Annotated in this window: 12 protein-coding genes; 8 read left to right on the forward strand and 4 right to left on the reverse strand. The window is 63.3% G+C overall.

The window, feature by feature from the left end:
- Positions 1-81: 81 nt before the first annotated feature.
- A complete protein-coding gene (locus BHD06_RS06000; RefSeq protein ID WP_080456087.1) occupies positions 82-3735 on the forward strand; it encodes a hypothetical protein in 3654 nt (1217 codons plus the stop codon).
- Entirely contained in the window at positions 3732-15563 is an 11832-nt protein-coding gene (locus tag BHD06_RS06005; protein ID WP_080456088.1) for a LysM domain-containing protein, read from the forward strand. The genes BHD06_RS06000 and BHD06_RS06005 overlap by 4 nt, the downstream gene beginning before the upstream one ends.
- Positions 15564-15662: 99 nt before the next feature.
- Here the strand turns inward: BHD06_RS06005 and BHD06_RS06010 are convergent, their stop codons facing one another.
- Both BHD06_RS06010 and BHD06_RS06015 read right to left on the reverse strand, forming a co-directional pair.
- On the reverse strand, positions 15663-16556 hold the full coding sequence (locus BHD06_RS06010; RefSeq protein WP_080456089.1) for an SMP-30/gluconolactonase/LRE family protein: 894 nt from the start codon (positions 16554-16556) through the stop codon (positions 15663-15665).
- A gap of 19 nt (positions 16557-16575) precedes the next feature.
- Entirely contained in the window at positions 16576-17310 is a 735-nt protein-coding gene (locus tag BHD06_RS06015; RefSeq protein WP_080456090.1) for a FadR/GntR family transcriptional regulator, read from the reverse strand.
- 264 nt (positions 17311-17574) lie between these two features.
- Here BHD06_RS06015 and BHD06_RS06020 point away from each other — a divergent pair, with 264 nt between their 5' ends.
- From BHD06_RS06020 to kdgD, 5 genes are read left to right on the forward strand one after another with little or no spacing between them, the layout of a single operon-like run.
- Complete coding sequence (locus BHD06_RS06020) at positions 17575-18297, forward strand: NAD(P)-dependent oxidoreductase (protein ID WP_080456091.1); 723 nt, start codon at positions 17575-17577, stop codon at positions 18295-18297.
- A 29-nt stretch (positions 18298-18326) separates the two neighbouring features.
- Positions 18327-19370, forward strand: a complete 1044-nt coding sequence (locus BHD06_RS06025; RefSeq protein ID WP_080456092.1) for a TRAP transporter substrate-binding protein — start codon at positions 18327-18329, stop codon at positions 19368-19370.
- Between the two features lie 55 nt (positions 19371-19425).
- The gene (locus BHD06_RS06030; RefSeq protein WP_080456093.1) at positions 19426-20028 is read left to right on the forward strand and encodes a TRAP transporter small permease subunit; all 603 of its coding nucleotides are present in this window, start codon (positions 19426-19428) and stop codon (positions 20026-20028) included.
- The gene (locus BHD06_RS06035) at positions 20025-21389 is read left to right on the forward strand and encodes a TRAP transporter large permease subunit (protein WP_080456094.1); all 1365 of its coding nucleotides are present in this window, start codon (positions 20025-20027) and stop codon (positions 21387-21389) included. The genes BHD06_RS06030 and BHD06_RS06035 overlap by 4 nt, the downstream gene beginning before the upstream one ends.
- Positions 21390-21433: 44 nt before the next feature.
- Positions 21434-22375: a 5-dehydro-4-deoxyglucarate dehydratase gene (gene kdgD, locus BHD06_RS06040; protein WP_176214303.1), complete on the forward strand. Its 942-nt coding sequence runs from the start codon at positions 21434-21436 to the stop codon at positions 22373-22375.
- Here the strand turns inward: kdgD and BHD06_RS23650 are convergent.
- Both BHD06_RS23650 and BHD06_RS06045 read right to left on the reverse strand, forming a co-directional pair.
- Complete coding sequence (locus BHD06_RS23650) at positions 22353-22520, reverse strand: hypothetical protein (RefSeq protein ID WP_176214293.1); 168 nt, start codon at positions 22518-22520, stop codon at positions 22353-22355. The genes kdgD and BHD06_RS23650 overlap by 23 nt on opposite strands.
- Positions 22521-22525: 5 nt before the next feature.
- A complete protein-coding gene (locus tag BHD06_RS06045) occupies positions 22526-22828 on the reverse strand; it encodes a hypothetical protein (protein WP_139784648.1) in 303 nt (100 codons plus the stop codon).
- 4 nt (positions 22829-22832) lie between these two features.
- Here BHD06_RS06045 and BHD06_RS06050 point away from each other — a divergent pair, with 4 nt between their 5' ends.
- Complete coding sequence (locus BHD06_RS06050) at positions 22833-23090, forward strand: hypothetical protein (protein ID WP_139784649.1); 258 nt, start codon at positions 22833-22835, stop codon at positions 23088-23090.
- The last annotated feature ends 182 nt before the right edge of the window (positions 23091-23272 follow it).

The following is a 23272-nucleotide window of genomic DNA, read 5'->3' on the forward strand; positions in this document are numbered from 1 at the left end:
AACCGGATGAAATCTGCGCCGGGGGCCGGGCCCACCGGACAGGTGGGGTGTGTGCGCCGTAGAGCCAGAGGAGTGTTGGGCATGGCCTTTTTCACGCGAACCGATGGTGGGCTGGAGTCCTATTACGTGGCCGAGAACACCGGATCGGTGGGGGCCTCGGCATTCCTGCTGGGCGAGCATGCGAGTTCGGACAAGGACAGCCTTAGCCTTGAGGAGGCGCTGACCGACGCGTCGCTGAATGGGATTTTCATCTTCTCGCCGCTGAGCCTGGATATCGACGGCAAGGCGGCGCAGGCGGCTTTTGCCGAGAAGATCTGGACGGCGGTGGCGCGCAAGGCGTCGAGCCGCGGTATCATCTGGGTACCGGGCGTGGCCGATCTGACGGCTGCCGACCAATTGCCCTATGTCGGGCTGTCCGGCAATGGCGGGCAGCTGTCCTCGGGGTTGTCCGACGCGGTGATCGTGCTGGGTTTGTCGCTGTCGGCCGATAACGGCATGGACGTGACGCTATCGGGCACCGACTTGGTTTTGACCAAGGGCGAGGTCGGGTTTTCCGGCTCGGACGCGCCAACGATGCGGGCCGCGCGTGAGGGAACGATCGCCTTTGCCGGCAATCGGCGGGGCTGTCTGAGCTTCGCGCCCTATATCGAGCGCCGGTCGCTTGGTGACGACTGGAACTGGGGCTTTCATTTCGTGGTGGACGAGGCGGCGTCGATCACCGGGCTCGCCTCGGAATGGCTGCCGCTGGCGAGCACGCAAAACGGCAGCGACGATATGATCGGATTCGTTGCCAGTTTCGATCCGGGCAATCCGCTCAATTCGGTGCAGCCGGTGGGCGGCAACGTGCAGACGCGGCTTCGCTCGGGGCTGGTCTTCACCGGCAGTAACCTTGACAGCGCGCGCACCGCGTTGGCCTCGGCCTATCGCACGGTGAATGGCGATCCGGTCACCCTCTATCCCATCGGCAAGGACGCGGCGCAGACCGGTCAGGAGGCGGCGGGCTTCATTTTCTCGGTGGGCGAGCGGGTGTCGGATAGTGTGGAGGATTTCCATGCCGGCCCGTTCGGAGATTTCGTGATCGACACCGCACCGGGGCCGAACGGCACGACGGCGGAACTGCTATGCGGGATGTCGGGGACGGAGTTCGTTTCCGTGCTGCCCGGCAGTGATGCGGCCAAGGCGGCGCGGATGCGCTTTGTGCCCTATAAACCTGCCTATAGCGCCGTATTCCCGCCCGCCGTCGCCTCGCCCACCGGGCCGCCGGCGAAGGGTGATGCCTTGCTCGAGCCTGACTACACCACCTCATGGGTGACGATCATGCCCCCCTCGGCGGCCAATCCGGCGGTCTATGCCGCGCAGCCCGACGGCTCCGCCTTGTTCGGCTATGACCCCTATGTCTGGGCCAAGGAGAACCGGATTCTGGGTCATGTCGATCCGGGCGTATCCCTGCCCGGCGACGGCAGTGTGGTGTTTCCGATGGTCCCCTATTCCGGCTTCACGCCGGGCAGCACCGACACCGGGTTCAGCCAGCAGAAGAGCCGGGATTTCGAAACCTTGATCGTGGGGCCGACGCGGCGGGCGCGGATCGGCACGCAGCAAGGACAGCACGTGCTGTCGGCCCGGGCGCAGGCGGCCGGTCAGGGCGCGTTCGAGGGGCTCGCGGCTTCGCATGCCAAAGCGGGCAAGACCAGGTTCACTACGCCCTCGGGCCTGATCGCCACAATCGACACCGCCAGTGGCAGCGCCGACTGGGCCGAGGTCCTGCTGGGGCAGGTAGTCACACCGGTGACCAGCCGGATGCTGTTCGATCAGCCGACCCCGGAGTTGCAGCAGGCGTTTCAGACCAATCAGCTATTCATGGTGGCGGCCAACGATCTGAGCTTCGTCAAGGCGGGCGGCTGCTTCGAGAACAGGCTGAATATCGGGGGCTGGACGCTGGCGGCGAATGTGGGCCAGTCGCCGGATTACGGCGACTATGCCAATGTGATGATCATCAAGGGGCTGCCCGGCAAGCTGTACGATCCGAAGCTGCCCAAGGACGAGAACCTGGTCGCCAACCCGTCGAAATGGACGCAGGCCGAGACCTTTGCCGCGCCCACCACGGCAGACACGATGACCCCCGACCGCGCGCAGCTGGTGAACCTGTCGCAATGGTTGCAGGACTATTTCGAGGATGCGCTGAACCAGCCCGATCAGGAGTATTTCCAGACCTTCAACGACATCGCGCAGGACGAAAACTGGACCGGGATCCTCGTGCTGCGCGCCAAGATCGCAAGCCCGCCGCGCGATCTGGCCGGAATCACCGCCGGGGTGCGGGATGCTGACAGGTACTATGCCCACCACTTCGCCATCAAGATCAGCCAGATCAAGAGCGACCCCAAGGGGGGCGGCATCGGCATCGACAAGCAGAGTTCGGTCTACGGGCTGATCTACTATCAGGACAGCGCCTACGACCCGCTGAGGCCCGAGGCACCGGTGGTGCCTAAACCGGGCGAGGATTACGATTTCATCACCCTGACGCTGAAGGTTCTGTTCGAGAACACGGCAGTCAAGAGCTTCTCGAGCTTCACCCAGCTGACGGCGAACACGCTGTTCGGCAGTACCGTCACGGATATGGGCGCGGGCGGCAATCCCTACAATTCGGTCATCATGGCGGGCACGTTCCAGGACAACAACACCAAGCCCACCTACGGGATGAAGATGATCGACGACTACGTCTTCAACATCTCGAACAACGTGCTCAAGGAGGTCGAAACGGTTTCGGCGGAAATGGTCACGGTGAGTGTCGGTCAGGACACCACGCAGGTACGTTTCGTGCTGAACGGCTATCTGGGCTACCACATCCTGCAGACGATCGACGGCACCCCGGTGGACTATTTCTCCTTCGGCAACGAGGCCGGGCAGAGCAAGCGCAAGACCGGGCTGAACTATTCGGCGCTGGGGTTGAACATGTCGTTCAAGACGCCTGATCCGGAGGCACCGCCGCAGGTGGTGCAGGACCGGGAGATCGTGTTCGACAGCAGCCAGCTCGCCTTTAACACCCAAGCCAGCCATGCGCGGGAAGAGAGCCTTTACAAGGCGCTGTCGCTGGAGTTGCAGGGGCTGGTCAGCGGACCGTCCGACGGTGAGAGCCCGCAGGCACTGGGCTATCTGGACGTGGTCACGCAGGCCCGCATGGGCAGTCTGGGCAAGACCTGGAATGCGCTGAAATTCCGCCTGAACCTCGGCACCGCCGGGGAGCTGGCGGGCAAGCTGGGCCTCAATGCCTATCTGCTGCTGTCCTGGGCACCCGATAGCACCGCCGGGCCGGACGTGAACGGGGTGACCGCCTACAAGGCCGCCACGTCGCTGCATATGCCGGGCACCAACAATGGCGCGCCGCTGATCAGTCTTCAGAATGTGCTGTCGATGTCCTACGGCACCATTCAGCTACTTTACGAAAATCGCGAGGTGGCAAGCCCGCTGCACCCCGCGACGCTGCGGCCGGTGGCACCGGTGGCGCGGCCCGCCGGAACGACGCCCAAGCAGTACCTGCTGCTGCTCAACGAAATCGCGATCAAGTTCATGGGGCTGCTGAAACTTCCGCCGAGCGGCAGCACGTCATTCTACCTGTTCGGCGCCGCCGATCCGCAGGATCAGCAGAATACCGGGCTGGCGTGGTACGCCGCCTACAACAACGAGCCGAAATCATCAGTCAATACCGCGACCGAATCCGATCGGAGGGCCGGAAAATGACCGTTCACACGCCACCACCCGATGCGATTTTCGCCGATGGACGTTCGCTGGCGCAGCTGATCAAGGATTTCGCCGGTTCCGGTCAGAGCACCAACATCACGCTGACGGCGCAGGGGCTGACCGCCGTCGGCAACTGGATCGGCACCAAGAAGCTCCGGTATTTCGTCTATAACGCCGCAGGCTTTGGCAATCAGGCCAATACCGTCAATCTGATGAAGCGGATGCTGGCGCTGGGCTTTGTCAACGATATCGAACTGATCTACGATACCGGCGCCGGGGAAAGCATGACGGTGCTTCAGAAATTGGCGATTCTGTTGCCCGGGCTCGATCCGAAAGACCCGCAGCCTTACAAGCTGGGGCCGGAGACGACGATCACCTTCTTTCCCTTTGAGGAGACAAAAAAGCCGGAAGGCGGCTATGCTCGCAAGGTCACTGGGCTCGACGGCGAACTGCCGCTTTGCATCAACGGCGGGTCGGAGATGGACTCTGTCGCCGACCAGAACGTGGCGCAGGTCTTCAAGGTCGATTTCTATTTACAGGTCCAGCCCTATATGTGGGAGATCGCCAACACGAGCGACCACCCGAAGAGCCTGATTCTGGCCAAAGATGCCGAGGCACCGGTCGATCTGGCCAAACAGCCGAGCCTGCAGGAGCACCTCTATTCCCTGCGCGCCTTCGCCATGCCCGCTCCGTCGGTGCCGGACTGGCCCGAGCTGATGGAGATTTCCGAGACACTGACCAACCGCAACAGCATCGGCCTGGCCAAGGTGATCGCCGACAACGTGGCGGCGCAGAAGATACTGGCTGCGCCGATTTACGGCCTGGTCGACAAGGCGATGGCGCGCAAGCCGGTCATCGGCACGGCCAAGAATATCGCCTTTCAGCTGATCTCGGCCACCGCGCTGGCCCAAAGCGGCGGCGGCGCGCTGAAAAAGCCAATCGTCCTGAGCATGCTCAACGACCTACAGGTGCAGACCTGGCAGGACATTGCGTCGTTCTTTCCGCTGGCGGGCGAGCCCCCGGTGCGCCCCGCCCCGCCAAGCAGCAGCAGTGAAGAGGATAGCGAAGACGATGAATTCGGCTTTGGTCTCGAGTCCTTCTCCGAGGAGTTCGACGAAACCCTCTTCAACGTGCAGAGCTGGTGCTATCAGCAAGGGCTGGTGCAGCCCAATACCAAGACAAAGCCCGAGCTGCCCGGGCGGATGCATATCCTGCCCAACCCGACGCCCGAAGAGCTGACGGCGCTGCTGGCGAAGCTGACGGATACCGATGTGGTGGTGCTGGGGGCACCGCTGCTGCCGCAGGACGCGTTCAATTATCTCTACGCCATTGCCGGTCTGCCTTCGGTATTCGAGGGGCAGGGCACCGCCAATCTTGCGCTCAATCTCGGTCGGCCGTTCTTCAAGCTGAATTCGACGAAGTTCAAATCCTACCCCTCGGATTTCGGCAATGGCGGGGACGACACGGCATCGACCATCAGCAGCGTCGCGGCACGGCTCGAGAGCCTGACCTACGACAATATCCAGCTGGGCTATTACGATTTCGGAAGCGGATCGAGGACCGGCGACAAGGTCAGGGCGCTGGCCGCCACCATCCGCGAAATGGTGACGGGTGCCAATGGCTATGCCGAGTATTTTACAGGCCTGGAGGCATTTTTTGGCAACAGCGCCAATGACAAGCTGTTGCAGGCGCTGGTGTTCCTGGTCTCGACCCATGGGCTGGGACGGGACGACACGCTGCATCGGCTTCGGGCGCTGGCGGCGGACACCGGCGACGACACCGAACCGCTCGACAAGCTTTATGCCGAGATCGAAAAGGCGATCAACAAGGGCGTTCTGTCGCTGATCCCGACCGTTATTCCGGACGGGCCTGTAGCCGAGTTCATCGTGGCGGTCGTCGAGGGCAAGGATTTCGATATCGGCACGACGGACTCGCCGGTGCAGGTCTCCTTCCCGGCCTCGCGTGACAAGATCACCGTGACCGGGCGGACCAGCGATTTCCTGGGCATTCCGCTCGAAACCTCGGTCGTGTTCACAATGAATGCCAACGGCACCGACATCGACACGGCGTTTTCGCTGAACGTGGGCGAGGTATCGCTGACCGGCGTGCAGTGGTTCAAGCTGTCCAGCCTGACGGTCGAGGCGACGGTTCCGGGCAATGACGACCGGATGCACGGTACGATCTCCAGCAAGATCGAGCTTGGCGGCAACCCGGTCTCGTTCGATCTGGCCTTTCCCAGTTCGGCCGATGGCAAGGTGGTGATCGACGGTGACCTCACCGCAAATCCGCCCTCGCTCAACGATCTCTTCCAACTGCTCGGCGGCATGAATTTCGTCACCACGCTGCCGCCGCAGATCTCCTCGGTTGGCAATATCGCGCTGCACAAGCTGAAATTCGGCTACGATTTCAAGGCCAGCCGGATCAACAGCTTCGAGTTGACGCTGGAAAACAATGAAAGCTGGCCGCTCTTTGGCAAGCTGACGCTGGACAAGCTGGCGTTCAATATCGGGATGATCGAGCCCACGGGTGAGCGCCGGATCGCGTGGAAGGCCACCACCGTTGCGGTAATCGGGCCGCAGGGCGGATCGCTGGAGGATTACGGCTCTATCAAGGTGGTCGTGAGCTATCCCAACCTGACGGTCACCGCCGGGCTGAACGAGGACGGGCCGCCGATACCGGTGGGCGATCTGGTCACCTTCTTCCTGCCCGCAGATTACACCATCAACCTGGCCGCCGATGTGGTCAATTTCGACATGACCGTGAAGCCCGGCGAGAAAGGAGCGGCGACGATCTATCAGGTCAGCGGCGGCCTGAAGATGGACGCCGAGGCCTGGCGGCTCAGCCTCGGTATCGCCAGTTTCGCGCTGACAGATGTATATGTCGAGATCGAGGGCCAGAGCGGCGGCAAGGAACCGGCGGTCACCGGCAGCCTGACCGCCGGCACGGTCCTGAGCTTCAAGCAGGAGGGTGGCGAGCCGCTGGAGGTGCCGTTCCGCATCGTGGCGGCCTATCGCGGCGACGGCGTGTGGTTCTTTAGCGGCACCCAGGGCGACCAGCCGATCCGGATCAAGCAGATCGTGCAAGCCTATCTCGGCGACACCTGGTGGACCAGCGGATTGCCGGACATGGATGTCACCGATCTGGCCTTTACCCTGCAAACGCCAAAATCGGGCGGCGATGCCGACAAAGCGACATCCTACATGGTCGGCGGCAGCATCCGGGTGTGGAACACGCCCCTGGGCGACAGTTTCGAAACCACGATTACCGGCAAGTTCGGGCGCGGGCCAAAGCCGGAAAAGGCGAAGCTGCTTGCCTCCTTGAGCAGTCGGGCGCAGGTGCCGGTGCTGGACGCGCGCGGCCGGATCGTGCCGATGCGCCGACGGCCGCTGCTCTTGTCCGATGCGGGGGACGGGGATGCCGATTACGGCGTGGTTTCGGCAGAGATCATCTGGAACAACATCGAGCTGATGGTCTATTACAATTACGAGCCCGAGAAACGGCTTTACGGGTTCACCTGGGGTGCGCTGCACGCCGAGATTGACAGTTCTACCGACACCGCCACCATGACCTTCCGCGAGGATACATCGCTTGGGGCGATGGTGGAGACCTTTATCTCCTGGCTGACGGGATCGAAATTCGGGCTGGGGGCACCGTGGAACCTGCTCGACAAGATCAAGCTATCGGGGTTCGAGCTGATCTGGAATTTCAAGACCAACGAGGTGGAATTCAAGGTCGATATCGGCCCCATCGACCTGATCTTCGCCAAGGTGGACAGCTTCAAGATCAAGTATCAGCCCAAGGGGGCCGACAAGGGCGTGCACGTCACCCTGGGCGGCAATTTTCCGTGGATGGCGTTCGAACCCGAGGCGCTACGCGCGGGCAATTCCACCGATGAGCTGGGCTGGAACGCCGCCAATCCCAGTGAAACCCCGGCCCCCCCGGGCGGTGGCAACAAGTATTTCGATTTGCGTCTGCTGGCGGCGGGTCAGCATATCGAGGTCAAGGGCCTGAAGGACGCCACCTCCGTGCCAAAGGCGATCGAAATCCTCGGCAATCTGCCGGTACCGGACGGGGAGAACCCGCCGCAGGTGAATTTTGACGCCGGAAACAACTGGATGTTCGCCACCGATTTCGGGATCCTGAAGGTCGAAAGCGCCAAGAAGGAAAACAACGAACTGGTGGTGCTGGCGAGCGACGACGGCGGCGCGAAATACACCTTTACCCTGCAGATCGTCTTTACTGATCCCACGCTTTATGCGCTGCGCATCGCGCTGGACAAGGACGCCCCGGCAGCCAAAATCTTTGCCGGTCTGGATTTCCAGATCATGTACCGCAAGCTTGGCGACGGGCTGGGCGTGTTCTCGGCCGAGATCACCCTGCCTGTGATCATGCGGCGCATCGATGTGGGCGCGGTCACCATCACCCTGCCCACATTCGGGGTGGAGATCTATACCAACGGCGATTTCCAGTTCGATATCGGCTTTCCCTGGAACGAGGATTTCGCGCGGTCGTTTTCGGTCGAGGCGGTCATTCCGCCGGGTATTCCGGTGCTGGGCTCGGGTGGCTTCTATTTCGGCAAGCTGCCGGCGGTGGCGGTGGATCAGCTGCCCAAGGCGACCAACGGGTTCTTCAACCCCAATCTCGTGTTCGGATTCGGCGCGCAGGTCGGTCTTGGCAAATCCATCGAACTGGGGGTTCTCAGGGCCGGGTTCAGCCTCACGGTGTTCGGGATCGTCGAAGGCATCCTTGCCAAGTGGAACCCCAGCGACAAGGTTTCGACCGGGGGCGGCGGGGATCTGACGCTGGACGGGGAATATTTCTTCTGGCTGCGCGGCACGTTCGGGGTGCTGGGGCATCTTTACGGCACCGTCGATTTCGTGGTCGTCAAGGCGTCGGTGGATATCCGGCTGAAGGTCTATGTGCAGATCACGCTTGCCTCGTACGAGCCGATTCCGATTACCGTGTCGGCGGAGGTGACCGCCTCGGCCAGCGTCTCGATCAATCTCGGTCTTTTCAAGATCAAGCTCAGCTTCAGCTTTTCGGTCAAGGTGACCGAGACCTTCGAGATCGGCTATTTGCAGGACCCGGCGAATGCGCCCTGGCAGGTGCCCGCATCGGGCGATGGCGGCCGTCTTCTGGCCCCGGCGGCGGAGCGGGTGAACCTGCGGTCGCACAACATGGTGGACGCGGTCGGGCAGCGGCTGATGATGCGCGTTGCCCCGGACTGGTCGCGGCTTCTGGCCCCGGAAAGCGGCGAGCCCCTGGCGCTGACGGCCTATCTGGGATTCGGCCTGACGGTGGCGGGCGACATGGCCTTCCCGGTGGGTGACGCGCCCGATCTGAAAAAACAGGTTCCTGCCTATGTGGCGAGCCTCTTCATCGAGGGTCCCGGCACCACCGAGGAAGAGCCGGTCCTGCACGCGATGCGCGCGACCGATGCGCCGACCGACACCTCCTTTGACCTGCTCGCCAAGATGGTGGCGCGATGGGCCGTTGCCGCAGCGCAAACCGAGGACGTGACGCCCGATGACGTCGACCGTATTCCGGTGGGCGACGAGGTGCTGGCGGCGTTGATCGACGCGTTGAGCGACGCCAAATCCGACTCGATGCCGATCACCTCGGGCGATGTCGACCAGTTTCTTGACCGGCAGTTCCGGATGACCGCCAGCCTGCCGACCGAGGCCGGCGAGGCCGAGGCGGCCTATTTCCCGCTGCCGATGGCGTTGACGCTCAAGGCCCCGGCCATCGGCAGCGCACCCGCCTTCGACTACAGCTTCGGCGGCTATAACGAGGTCGCGCCCGATTTCATCGGCTGGCTGAGGGACTATTTCGATCAATTGGCGGTTCAGGTGCAGCAGGAAAGCGGCGACGTGGAGGAGGCCGAATTGCTGCTGGAGGACCGGGTTTCGGTCGCCAGCTTCATTCAGGGCGACTATTTCGTGCTGGTCATGCGGCAGATGCTGCAGGGCATGCGCGAGGGGCTCCGGGATTTCAAATACCCGCTCGCGGCGGATACGACGCCCAATACGGTGAAGGATTGGGTCAACAAGACCGGCAAGCTTGAAGAGATGAAAAAGCCACAGCCGTTCTCGCTCTATGATCTCTTTAAAGGCAACGAGAACCTGACGCTGAGCGAGGGCAAGGCGCTGAGCCTGCCTTATGTCACCGTGGCGATCGCTGCCAGCGATAGCTTTACCTCGCTCTCCGACGGCCAGCCCTACGACGCTACGGCGCTCGCCACGGAGAATGCAGATGTCGCCGGCATTCTGCGCGACGCGGCGACGCTTGCCTATAACGGCGCCGATTACGTGATTTCCGGTGCCGAGACGCTGACCGTGCTGGCCGCGCGTATCGGCATCACTCTGGATCAGTTGTTGGGCGACACCGCCATTCTGACCCAGGCGGACGTGTTGCAGCCGCTGGCGCGGCTGACCCTGCCGCCCCACGCCTATACCACGCAGGCGGGTGACACGCTGAGCGGCGTGGCCAGTGCCCATGGCATCACTGTGCAGGATCTGGCCGGGGTATCGCGCGACGGCGTGAGCAATCCGGTTGGCACCGGCAACGGCGACCTGGCCGGGCTCTTCGATGCGGGCAGCGCCGCCGCGCTCGATCTGGTCTATCTGCCGCAATTCCCGGTCGGCGAGTTGCTTGACGAGCTGCATCGCACCGGGGCGATCAGCCATTTGTCGGGCATGGTCTCGCGCTACTACATGCACGGGCTGCGCCTGCCGACATCAAAGATCACGCCACTGAAAGAAGGCATGTGGGTGAGCAATGACGGCGGCACGCTGAGCCTGCCCGATTTCGCGGGCCTGTACGCGCTGACCGGCCAGCAGGTGGGCATCGAAGCCCTGCCGACCGACCCGTTGACCCTGTCGCTTGCGGACGCGTCGGCGGTCTCGTGGATGGAGTTCGCGGACGGGGCGGCGTCGCTCGACTTCACCATCACGCCGCCGGATGAGAACAACGCAGACGGCGACGAGAACTATCAGCGCCTCAAGGCGGTGTTCGACTATGCCCGCGCCGAGGTTCTGCCCGCCGGCCCGAAGGAAATCGCCGCGCGGGCCGAGGCCGGGGACGAACCCGCGCGCTATCCGTTATCCGCCTCGATCACCTGGCAGAGCGCGGCACCGGTGCCGTTCCCCACCGGCAACGACCTGCCCACGGCCACGCAGCCGCGGATCTGGCCCTTGCCAAGATCCATGGTCCGCCTGTCCGGTCTTGGCGGGCTGGATCAATACGGCCTGCTGACGCAGCCCAGCCCCGCGTTCACGCTAGAGAAGGTGACGACCGATCAGACCACGGGCCTGCCGGTCGATGCGCCGATGCAGACCTATGGCTGGGCGTCCTACGTGGAATTCGTGGTCAAGAAGCTGCCCGAGGCCGGCGCGGAGGCCACGGCCCGCAAGGACACCTACGAAATCACCGGTGCCAGCGTCGAGGATACCGTCATCCTTGAACGGATCGTGCAATATGTGACCAGCGACAGTGACTTTGCCTCGCTTTGCGTCGGCTTCCGGACTGCCAGCAGCAGCACCGGCGAGGTGCTGCGCGCCGAGGCGGGCCCGGATGTGAGCTTCGGGATTTCGCAGTCGAACCTGTCGACCACCACGCGACCGCCGGTCGCGGGCGGTGCCATGCTGGTGACAGAGCCGCAACCGACGACGCTGCTCAACCCGCCCACTGAACTCGTGCGGTTGTTGTGGGAGGCCAGCATCACCCGTGCGGGCGGGTTCTTCCTTTACTATTTCGACAAGACCACCCGGTCGGGGTTGCCGGACTCGGCCTTCAACGACAAGGGCGAGGCGACGTTGAACCTGGTGGTCCAGTTCACCCCACAGGTGCGGTTGCAGCCGTGGATGAACGCGGTAACGACCGGTGATGCGATTGATAGTTCGAGCACCAACGTGGTGGCCCGGACCGTCAGCACCAAGGTCACGCACCAGGTGGTGGCGGGCGATAGCCTCGCGGCGGTCGCCGCGCGTTACATCACCAACGTCTTGTCCATCGTCGAGACCACCAATACCGATATTGCGCTGGCCGACAAGGCCACGCTCCGGCTTGTCAACGGTGTCTACCAGGTGCCGTTCGACGGGTCCGCCCCGGGGGGCAATCTCGACGAAATCGCGAGGCATTTCGCGATGTCGCCCGGTGACATAAAGGCGGCCAACCCCCGGGTCCCGCAAAGCGCGTGGGACAGTGGCCTGCCCGACGGCACCGCCATCCGCCTGCCCGAGACCGCCCGCACCGTCGGCACCGATCCGGGCGGCAGTACGCTGCAATCCGTTGCCGGTTTCTACGGCACGTCGGCGGCGGCGCTGGCAGGGGCAAACGCCGGGCGCGAAACGCTGCTGGCCGTCGGGCAGACGCTCGAGCTGATGACCGGGCCGCTGGCCCAGCACGGTGCGCAGGCACCGGGTGTGCAGCCGGTTCAAACGGATCGCGCCGGCCTGCCGGACGTGCCCGAAAGCCCGAGCGATCCGGACTATGCCGCCGATTACCTGCTCAACGATTTCACACTGCTGTCCTACCGGGTCGAGGCGAACGCCGACTTCGCAGCATCCAACCTGGGCCTGCCGCTGTCGGCGCAGGGCGAGACCACCGGGCCAACCCGGGACAAGGTGCGTTTCGTGCGGGAGATGACCGCCGCGGATGACCTGACCTACAAAACGTCGATCCCCTATGTCGATCTGGCCAGGGATAGGCCCGCAGGCGACAACCCCTATGACGGCAACGGTCGCCTGCTGCAGGTGAGCTTTGGCTGGAACGACCTTTACGGCAACCTGATGGTGAGCGGGCTGGATGACAGGTCTACCGCCACCGGAAGGCTGAACGGTCGGCCGAGCCTGACCGGCTATACGGACAACGTGATCGGCGTGGCACAGTGGCCCTCGATCAGCAGCAGTTGGACGGTGGCACCGGACAGCGGCGACGCCAGCAGGTTTGCGATCAATGTCGAACTGTCCTTCGACGCGCAGCCCTATCTGCCCGACGACAACGACAAGACCGCAGCATGGAAGGCCCGCGCGCGGGCCGGGTTGCAGACCATCACCGCGATCCTCGACCAGTTGACCGACCCCGGCGGGATCGAATTCAGCATCGAAACGTCGCTGGTGCCCGACACGCTGACGGTGGACGCCGCGCAGATCCTGCCGCCGGGCGAGACGGGAACGCTCACCGCCTGGCTGACCGGGGTGCGGTCATTCCTACTGACGCAAATCGGCCCGAACCCGGTCAAGAGCTATGACGGAGAGGTGAAATTCACCCTATCGGCGAAGGCGAAGACCGCTGACGTGCCGGGTGCGCAGGTGTTCGAGTTGAGCCTGCAACTGACCATCGCCCGCACCGGGGGCGTGGCCGAGGGCGATTTCGCCGCCATATCCTCAGTCCGGCGCAGCACGGCAAGGATCGCCCCGCTGGCCGATGTCGGCGACAAGACCGATCCGGGCAGCGGCGGCCGGAACGTGCTGGACAGCTTTGCCAAGGCGCTGAACGCAACCCTGTCGGTCAAAGGCGAGGCCGAGTTGACCGTGGCGACCGGCACCAACCGCTATGGGCCTGCGGCGGGCGTGTCGCAATCGGCGGTCTGGGCGGTGCGGCTGGCCGAGGGCGGATCGGACAGGGGCATTTCCTATTCCGTCAACGACCAGGACGCGCCCGAGATCTATGCGCCTGAGCCGGTGTCGAACACGCTGATCAACCGCCCGGCGTCGGTGCATCCCTATACCGCGCTTGACGATTACGACCCGGCGACGGACGCCTTTACAAAACCGGCGGTGACTAACGGCTATTCCGGCGTGGATGCTGACACCTGGGTCAGGGAGTTCTTCGCGTTTTTCGACACGCTGTTGTCGCCGGAATATTCGTCCTCGATCCTTGTGGTGGACAAATACGCGACCAATAAGCCCAAAGGTGTCGACAGTTTCCTGACATCGCTGGCCAAGCAGAAGAAGACCCTGGCGGGCGTAGCTGCGAACCTGATGGCGGCGGTCTATGAAGGGCAGAGCGCGACCCGCCTCGCCTCTGCCCGCGAGGCACTGCATCAGAGCCTGCTCGATCGGCTGTCGAACCTCTACAGTACGCGCGCCGCGATCAGCTTTGGCGCGACGGTCAGCGCCGACATACCACGGCGGGCAGGCGAGAAAGACCCGCAGCTATACGGTAACCTGGACATGGTCAACGACCCGCAGAACATCGCCAGCCTGGTCACGCTGACCTCGCCCAAGATGCCGCTGGTCACGGGCGAGGATCAGCCGATCACTTTCCTGCTGGAGGCGCCGCAGGATTTGAAGGTGGCGGGCGACGTGGTCAGCGAGATTGAGCTCGACCTGCGCTATGTCGGCGCGGCGATGGAGCATCAGATCGCAGCGGTGCCGGGGGTGGCGGGCGATTACTATGCCTCCAGCTGGTTGTCGCCGGTGGCCGGGGTCGATGCGCGGCTTTCGGCCAATCTGGGCACGTTCACCGTGCCGATCCTGCTGCGCGGTTTCCCCGCGACACCGCGTATGGCCGGGCAGTCGGGTGTCGCGACGCTGCCGGACGCCGACAAGTTGTCGGACCTCACAAAATGGAGCTACGGCTTTACCTACGGGCTCGATTTCCATTACGAACAGGACCGCGTCTATGGCACCGTCCGCTACAATATCGCCGACAGTTCGGCCACCAACCTGCTGGAGATGACCGATGCCTTCCAGGGGCTGGCCCAGTTCATCACCTATCAGTCCAGCGTGGTGGAGTTGATCAACGAGAACCTTCCACAGGTGACCGCAGCGACCACCGATCAGACCAAGATCGACAATGCTGCGCTGGCACTCGGGGCGTTCCTGAAAATGGCCCGCGATATCGCTGCGCAGGCCGACCCTACCGGCGGCGCGGATGGCCTTTCGCAGGGATGCCTGCATATCGCGAGCGACGCCAAGACCCTGCACGGCACCGGGGAATACCAGTTTTATGTCATTGAGGGAACGCAAAGCTTCGAGAAGGGCGGCGACACCAGCACCGCCTGGGTGGTGACGCTGGTCTCGGTCGCCGGGGCACCGCCACCGGAGGTCACCGGCAAACCGGGTGTCGATATCGCGGGCTATATCGCCGAACTGGTGCCGTCGCTCAGCGACGTGAAGACGGGCAAATACGCCTATGCCTACACGCAAGCGGATGGCACCTATCTTAAGGCCGATGTGGCGCAGACGCTGTCGGACCGCAAGGTGGTCATCCCGGGCTTGCAGATCCTTGAACAGCAGGACGCGATTTCAAGCGTCTACCTGACCCAGAACGAGAATGTCGGCGGCAAGATCAACACGCCGTTCGTCTACATCACGCCATCGGTCTCCTTCGGCAATCCCTACCACCCGACGATCACCGCGTCGCAGGTGGTGCATGTCTCGACGCTAGAAACGGTCGATGGCAAGCCGTCGCAGCGGTCGCTGGAGGCACAGCTGACGGCACTGTTCGCGGCACTGTTCAAGGATACGCTCTCGGGTATGAAGACGATCCAGATGGATGTGGCCTATGACTATGCCTTCACCCAAGGGCTGGATGCGATGAAGGTCGATATACCGGTCGCGGTGCTGCCGCCGATGATGGTCGATGTCGGCGAGGCGCAGGCGGATGCCGACCCGCCGCCGATTTCGGAACTGGTCACGACCTTGTCCCGTGCAATCAAGGACTGGTCCACCGCCTATGGGCCGTCCGCGCAAAGCGCCGTGCTCGGGTTTAGACTGACGATAATGTCAGATCTGACGGAAAACCCGATGCCGCTTTTGAACCTCACGCGGCTGGTGCTGGAGGTGGAGGAGATCACGCCACCGCTGCCGAACCTGCATTGAGACGTTGCGGATGGTGGGGTCGCAAGGGCGCGGTGCCGCAACCTGCTTGGGGTCTGCGCATCGCAAACCCGGCGCAGTCCGGCCCAACGGTCCATGGCGTTACGATATTGTGAAACGGGCGTCGGGCAGACCGGCGACACCGACGTTCAGCGCCAGTACCGCACCGGCGAGCGGCTGAGCCTCCGGTGGCGTATGAGACGCATAGCCTGTCGCCATCGACGTGACGAAGAGCGTGTCGAATCTCGGTCCGCCGAAGGCAATCTTGGTAGGTTTCGCTACTGGCAGCGGAATGCGGCGGTCAATCTTGCCGTTTGGTGCGACGCGCACGATCTGCCAGCCGTCATTCGCGGCCGTCCAATAGCACCCGTCGGCATCGACACAGGCACCGTCGGGCCGCCCGTCGATGGCGCGTGTGTCGAAGAAGGGCAAGGGACCATCCGGCTGTCCGTCGCTGCCGAGATCGAAGCGCCAGATCATCTGGGCACCGGCAAAGGAATCGGAGACATAGCCGGTTCTGCCATCGGGGCTGAAGGCGAGACCGTTCTGAATCCAGAACGCGCCGAACCGTTGGGTCGCCGTACCGTCGCCGGTGATGCAGAACAGCGCGCCCTCCGGCGAGTGGCCGGGTCCGGCAAGCGGCATCGTCCCGGCCCAGATCTGCCCGCTGCGGTCAAGCGCGGCATCGTTGAACCGGTTACCGGGTGGAAAGGGCTCCGGCCTCGACAGGGGGGTAAACCCGGCGGTGCCGGGATCAAACAGGGCAACGCCGTCATTGAGCCCGACGATGATCCTGTCCGTCGCGGCGGGAAAGCAGAAGCCGACCTCGGTCGGCATCTCGAATCTCTCGAGCCTGCCCGTGGACGGATCTCCGCGAAACACGGTTTTTCCCGCGATATCGACCCAAAGCAGGACCTGTGTGTCTTCCGACCAGACGATGCCTTCGGCAAGGCCGAACGGGCCGGAGAAGACAAGATCGACGGAGGGAATTTTCATCGGACCGCCTTTCCCGGGCCTACCCGGACTGCCGATTGAGATCGAGACCGCGCGTCAGATGGGTCCGCATCGCCCGCGATGCGGCCTCGGCGTTGCGCTCCGCAATCGCATCGCGGATCTCGGCATGTTCCATCTGAAGCGTTTCGACATAGTCGCGGCGGTCGCGGCTCATTTGTGCACGCAGCGCAGGGCGCGGAATGATGAACGGGCCGAGATAGCTCAGAAAATTGGCGATATAGAGATTGCCGGTCGCTTGGGCGATGGCGACGTGAAACGCGAAATCCTGCTCATAGGCAGGCTCGTCTTGCCCGACGGCTTCGGCCATGGCGGCAAGAGCTCGGTCGATCTCATTCATCTGGTCCGCCGTGTGCCGTTCGGCGGCCATTGCGGCGGTCTCGACCTCATGGCACAGCCGCAACTCCAGAATCTGCACGATGTGATCGCGTTCGCTCAGCCCGGGATTGACGATGCGGAAGGGCTGCAAGGTGCGGTCCGTCGCGACAAAAGCACCCCGTCCCTGATGCACGGCGACGAGACCATCGGTCTTGAGCGCCGCCACAGCCTCGCGGACAACCGTCCGGCTGACCCCGAACTGCTCGATCATCTCGCTTTCGGTCGGTAGTTGCGCGCCCGGTGCCAATTCGCCGCGAAGGATGAGATCCCGCAACTGCTCCGAGATCAACTCGCTGAGCTTGGATCGCGAGCGGATCGTCCGAAGCTGCGGTCCGGAGGTCTGGGTCCTGGGCGGCTTCACATCGGTCCTTTCTGCACTTTATCGGCGAGATCCAACCTGAGGTATTCCAGCGTGGTTTGGAATTCCAGTTGCAATCGTATTTTTCAGAAGGTAAGCATATCATCAGTCATCATACAAGTGATGGCATGATGAATTCAAGCGGGATGCGGGATTATGTCAGTGTCGAGGGTGCTCATGACTGGGGCCGCCGGACAGGTGGGGCGGGCCATGCGTGAGGAACTGCGCGGGCGGTATGATCTGCTGAGGTGAACCGATATTGCCGCGATGGACCCGCCCGCCGAAGGGGAGGAGGTGGTGCGTGCCGATCTGATGGACCGTTCCACACATGCGCGCCTGCTGGACGGGATTGACGGAATCATTCACCTTGGCGGGCTGTCGGTCGAGGACGACTGGGCGCCGATCCTGCGCGTAAACATAGATGCTACCTATGATTTCTTTGTCACCGCCGCCAAGGCGGGTATCCGGCGCATCGTCTTTGCGAGCTCCAATCATGTGGTCGGATTCTACCGCCGCGACGTGCGGCTGACGCCCGAAGACCCGCCGCGCCCGGATACCCGCTATGGGCTGAGCAAGGCCTTTGGCGAGCTTCTGGGTCAGTATGTATTCGATCAGTATGGCGTCGGTGTTCTGTCGGTGCGAATTGGCAGTTGCTTCGAGAAGCCGACCAACGCGCGTTTCCTTTCGACCTGGGTGTCGCGGCGCGATCTGGCGCAGCTGTTTGCCATCGGGCTGGAGACGCCGACGCTGCATCACGAGATCGTCTGGGGCGTCTCCGGCAATGAGCGGGGCTGGTGGGACAACAGCCGCGCGCATGAGTTGGGATACCGCCCGCAGGACAATGCCGAGAGCTATGCTGCGACATTCGATCACGACGCCACCCGCGAAGCTAACCCGCTGTCCCGCGCGCTTCAGGGCGGTGGCTTTGTCGGCACGGAATATCGCGGCGACCCGGCCCGCGTTCTGGGCGAGAGGGCGCGCCAGACGTGACACGACACAATGGAGGAGGAGGAAGCAAAATGACGATTTTCAAGAAACTGACCATCCTGGGGGGCGCGACGGTTTTTGCCGTCGCGGCCATGCCGGGCATGGCGCAAAATCTAAACCTGCACACCTTTGCAGGCCGGAATTCCGCCGTGATCGGCCCGGTGCCGCATCTTCTGGCCGAGCGCGTCGAGACCTTCACCGGCGGCGAAGTGAAAATCAAGGTGTTCGATCCGGGCGATCTTGTCCCGGCGATCCAGTATTACGACGCGGTGAGCCAGGGATCCGTCGATGCGGCCTTTGGGGCCGCCGGGTTCGAGGTGTCGAAGAACTCGGCCTACGATTTCGTCTCGGCGATCCCGTTCGGACCGCAGGCCCCGGAATACTACGCCTGGATCTTCAATGGCGGTGGTCTGGAGCTGGCGCAGGAGTTTTATGCGCGTGACAATATCTACTGGTATCCCTGCGGCAATGTCGTAGCCGAGACCGGCGGATGGTTCAAGCAGCCGCTGAACGGGGTCGATGAGTTGGCGGGGCTGTCGATGCGGTTTGCCGGGCTTGGCTCCAAGGTCTTCACCAAGCTTGGCGTATCGACCCAGCTTATGGGCGGGGGCGAGATCTATCAGGCTATCGAGCTTGGCACGATCGAGGCGGCGGAGCTTTCGTTTCCCGCCAACGACCGCAGCGCCGGGCTGCCGGAAGTGGCCAAGCACAATTACTTTCCCGGCTGGCATCAGCAACAGGCGATCAACGAAATTCTGGTCAACATGACGGCGTGGAACGGTCTTTCGGACGGGGCCAAGGAGGCGATCCATGTCTCGTGCAAGGCGGCCATTCTCGAAACCATGGCCGAGGGCGAGGCGACGCAATTCGCGGCGCTGGAGCAGCATGTCGCCGATGGTGTGACGCTGCACACCTATCCGCAGGACTGGCTTGATACGTTCCACGCGACCTGGCTTGAGGTGGTCGAGGAGGAAAAAGCCGCCAATCCGGACTGGGCGCGGATGTGGGACAGTTTTTCCGCGTTCCGTGCGCGCTACAAGCTCTGGGCCGACCGGGCGTATCTTCCTCGGAACTGAGGCCGTTCCGGCGGGCCGGTTGTCTGGCCCGCCGCCTTTCTGACAAGGACAGATCATGACCGGACTGCTTCACCTCGCCTTTGCGCTGGATCGTGTGGTGCGCCTCGTCGGGCGCAACGGCGCGCGCCTTGTGCTGCTGCTGATCGCGACGGTCATGTTCGACGTGATCGTGCGCAAGGTGCCCGGCGTTCACGGCGCGCTGTTCGGCTCTGTTCTGGGCGATCACCTGTCGGCGGTGAAGCTGCGCGAGTTTTCCTGGCATCTGCATAGCGTGATCTTCCTGACCGCGCTCGGCTATACCTATCTGGAGAATGCGCATGTCCGCCTCGATATCCTGCGCGAGCGAATGACGGCGCGGCGGCGCGCCTGGATCGAGCTGGCCGGAATCCTTGTCGCGCTGCTGCCCTACATGGCAATGATGATCTTTTTCGCCTGGGGGTTCGTGCATCAATCCTGGATCAACGGCGAGGGATCGACCGCTGCCAGTGGTATTCCACATCGCTGGATCATCAAGAGTGCGCTGCTGATCGGCTTTGGCATGACATTCCTCGCGGGGTTGAGCATCGCGCTGCGGATTGTGGTCTTTCTGCGGGCCAAAGCGGATTTGGCGGGCAGCCGCCTGACGACGATCATCGGCCAGCCGGGGCAGGACGCATGAGCGCGCTGGTGGACGCCCTGCCGCTTGCCATGTTCGCGGCGCTGGCGGCGGGCATGTTCACCGGTCTGCCGGTGGCCTTTGTGCTGGGCGGGGTCGGGGTGCTGTTCGGCGGGCTGGCCATTCTGCTCGGCGAAATGCCCATGATCATGTTCTTCAATCTGGTGCCGCGGATCTGGGGCGGTATTGCCGAGAACCTGGTTCTCGTCTCGGTGCCGAGTTTCATCTTCATGGGGACCATGCTGGAACGCAGCGGATTGGCCGAGGATCTGCTGTCCGCGCTCGACCGCGTCCTGCACCGGATGCCGGGGGGATTGCTGCTGTCGGTTACCGGGCTCGGAACGATCTTTGCCGCGACGACCGGCATCGTGGGGGCGTCGGTGGTGATGATGACGACCCTCGCGCTGCCCAGCCTGCTGCGCGCCGAGGTCAATGGCGGGCTGGCCGCCGGGACTATCGCCTCTTCGGCGACGTTGGGGATCCTGATCCCGCCGTCGATCATGCTGGTGGTGATGGCCGACATGATGTCGGTCTCGGTCGGGCGGTTGTTTCTCGGGGCAGTGCTGCCGGGGCTGCTGCTGGCCGGGCTCTATGCGCTCTACATCTTTGTCACCGCGCTGCTTCGGCCACATATGGCGCCGCGGCGCGCACCGATGATCGCCGATGACGACACGCCGCTGGCGCTGTTGATCCTGCGCGGCCTCATGCCGCCGGTCATCCTGATCCTGGCGGTGCTTGGCTCGATCTTCGGCGGCATCGCCACCCCGACCGAGGCGGCGGGTGTCGGTGCCCTTGCCACACTGCTGCTGGCAGCGCTGAAGGGGCGTGCGTCATGGGCGGTGATCGACGATGTGTGCCAGCGGACGGCGCGGATGGTCGGGATGATCTTCTTCATCTTCATCGGCGCGACGGCGTTTTCGCTGATCTTTCGCATTCTCGGCGGAGACGAGGTGATCGAGGGCATCATTGCCGCGCTCGGCGTCGGCCCATGGGGCACGCTGGGGCTGATCATGGCGGTGATGTTCGTGCTCGGCTTCTTTCTCGACTGGGTCGAGATCACGCTGATCATTCTACCGGTCTTTACCCCGATCATCGTCGGTCTGGACTTTGCCCCGCATGTGGCGCGCGGGGACGTGATCTTTTGGTTCGCGATCCTCATTGCCATCAACCTGCAAACCTCGTTCCTGACGCCGCCCTTCGGCATGTCGCTGTTCTATCTCAAGGCGATTGCCGGTCGGCAGATTGCGATGGGCACGATCTTTCGCGGGGTTCTGCCCTTCGTGCTGCTGCAGCTTGTCGGGCTCGGGCTGGTGATGGCCTTTCCCGAGATCGCGCTGTCGTTGCCCGACCGCATGCTGAACTGACACGGCCACGCGCCCACCCACTACGGAAAGGACACCACATGCCACTGACCCCGGACGAGCTGAAATCGAGACTGGCGAGCGGCCTGCTTTCGTTTCCGGTCACGGATTTCGACGCGACGGGTGCGTTTGACGCCGCGTCCTACAGTGCCCGGCTGGACTGGCTCGCCTCCTACCCGGCGGCGGGGCTGTTTGCGGCGGGCGGGACCGGTGAATATTTCTCGATCACGCCGGAGGAGTATCCCCGCGTCATCGCCGCCGCCATTGCCGGGCGGCAATCCGATGTGCCGGTGATCGCAGGCGTCGGGATGGCCACGCGGATCGCCTGCGAGCAGGCGCGGGTGGCCCAGACGCTTGGGGCCGACGGCATCCTCGTGCTGCCGCATTACCTGACCGAGGCCACAGAGGAGGGCATCGCCAATCATCTCCGCGCGATCTGTGCCGCGGTCGATATCGGGGTCATCTTCTATGCCCGCTCGGTCAGCCGACTTGGCGTCGGGACATTGCTGCGTCTGGCCGAGGACTGCCCGAACCTGATCGGTTACAAGGACGGTGTCGGCGATCTTCAGTCGATCGTGCAGATCACCACCCGCGTAGGTGACCGGTTCACCTATCTCGGCGGGCTGCCGACGGCCGAGGTCTTTGCGCAGGCCTATCTTGAAATCGGCGTCGATACCTATTCCTCGGCGGTGTTCAACTTCGTGCCCGAGTTCGCGCTTGCCTTCTTCGGCGCGATCCGGGCGCGCGACAGGGTGGCGGTCCGGCTGGGGCTGTCGGAATTCTTTCTGCCGCTGCTCGAACTGCGAGACAGGAAAAAGGGCTATGCGGTCAGCATGATCAAGGCCGGCGCCACGCTTGTGGGACACCCCGCCGGCCCGGTGCGCCCGCCCCTGACCGAGCTTGACCCCGAGGAACGCGACCGCCTGCGGCAATTGATCGAAGTGGCCGGGCGTCTCGTGCCACGGATCAGGCAGGCTCCTGCGAAATGACCTCGGCCATTGGCCGCGTGAGCATGTCATGCAGGATGGTATTGACCTCGGTCCAGAGCGCCTCGTCCTGCGCCACGGCGCGCGGGACGATAGACGCCGCGCGCACGGTCTCGATCACCTCGGGGGCTTGTCGGCCCTGCGCCATGTCGATCAGGGGGTCGGTGCGGGGGGGGCGTGCAGCTCGTAGGGGGTGCCGTCGTGGGTCGATAGCGACAGGTGACGTATCACTGCCGCAGTGGCAAAGGCAAAGGCACGGGTGTCCCTGCCCTTGGCCCTCGCGTTCGGGATGGCGGCAAATACCCGTTGGGGCATCTTCGCGGATCCGTCGATCGTGATCTGAAACGCCATTTCGCGCGCGATGTGCTCGACAAGCGCTGGTGCCGCATGGCGCGCGAAATCTACCAGCAGGCCGCGTAGAACGCTGCCGTTCTCGGGCACCTTCGCGGTGTTCAATCTGATGATCGGGCTGACTACGCCGCCGGTGGGTGTCTGCCTCGTCGTCTGCGCCGGTGATACGCAGTTGCCGCTTAATGAGGTGGTTGCCAAGAAACTGACCTTGCAGGGCTCGTTCCGGTTCCAGGACGAATTGGCGGACGCGGTGAATGCCATCGTGACGGGCCGCATTTACGTGCGTCCGTTGATCACGCAGCGGTATGCGGTAGATCGCGCAGGCGAGGCATTCTCTGTGGCGGCGGATCGGGCGCGGTCGGTTTAGGTGCATCTGACGTTCGCCCTGTGAGCAAGAGTGCAGGATCGGCAAGCCGGTGATGAAAGTAACTTGATTTTGCAAAAATCTGACATTAACGTCAGATAATGGTGGGGGCGATGCCTAAAAATTCCTTACAAATAACAAATACCAGCGTCCCCTCCATAAAAAAATCTGCCCAAAGGGAGGGG

The sequence above is a fragment of the Roseovarius sp. A-2 genome (assembly GCF_002072155.1).
Taxonomy (GTDB): Bacteria; Pseudomonadota; Alphaproteobacteria; order Rhodobacterales; family Rhodobacteraceae; genus Roseovarius.

What these genes read in the sequence shown, in the direction of transcription:
- BHD06_RS06000 (WP_080456087.1), top strand. Translation starts at nt 82, where the DNA reads ATGGCCTTTTTCACGCGAACCGATGGTGGGCTGGAGTCCTATTACGTG.
- BHD06_RS06005 (WP_080456088.1), top strand. Translation starts at nt 3,732, where the DNA reads ATGACCGTTCACACGCCACCACCCGATGCGATTTTCGCCGATGGACGT.
- BHD06_RS06010 (WP_080456089.1), bottom strand. Translation starts at nt 16,556, where the DNA reads ATGAAAATTCCCTCCGTCGATCTTGTCTTCTCCGGCCCGTTCGGCCTT.
- BHD06_RS06020 (WP_080456091.1), top strand. Translation starts at nt 17,575, where the DNA reads ATGGACCCGCCCGCCGAAGGGGAGGAGGTGGTGCGTGCCGATCTGATG.
- BHD06_RS06025 (WP_080456092.1), top strand. Translation starts at nt 18,327, where the DNA reads ATGACGATTTTCAAGAAACTGACCATCCTGGGGGGCGCGACGGTTTTT.
- BHD06_RS06030 (WP_080456093.1), top strand. Translation starts at nt 19,426, where the DNA reads ATGACCGGACTGCTTCACCTCGCCTTTGCGCTGGATCGTGTGGTGCGC.
- BHD06_RS06035 (WP_080456094.1), top strand. Translation starts at nt 20,025, where the DNA reads ATGAGCGCGCTGGTGGACGCCCTGCCGCTTGCCATGTTCGCGGCGCTG.
- BHD06_RS23650 (WP_176214293.1), bottom strand. Translation starts at nt 22,520, where the DNA reads ATGGCGCAGGGCCGACAAGCCCCCGAGGTGATCGAGACCGTGCGCGCG.
- BHD06_RS06050 (WP_139784649.1), top strand. Translation starts at nt 22,833, where the DNA reads ATGATCGGGCTGACTACGCCGCCGGTGGGTGTCTGCCTCGTCGTCTGC.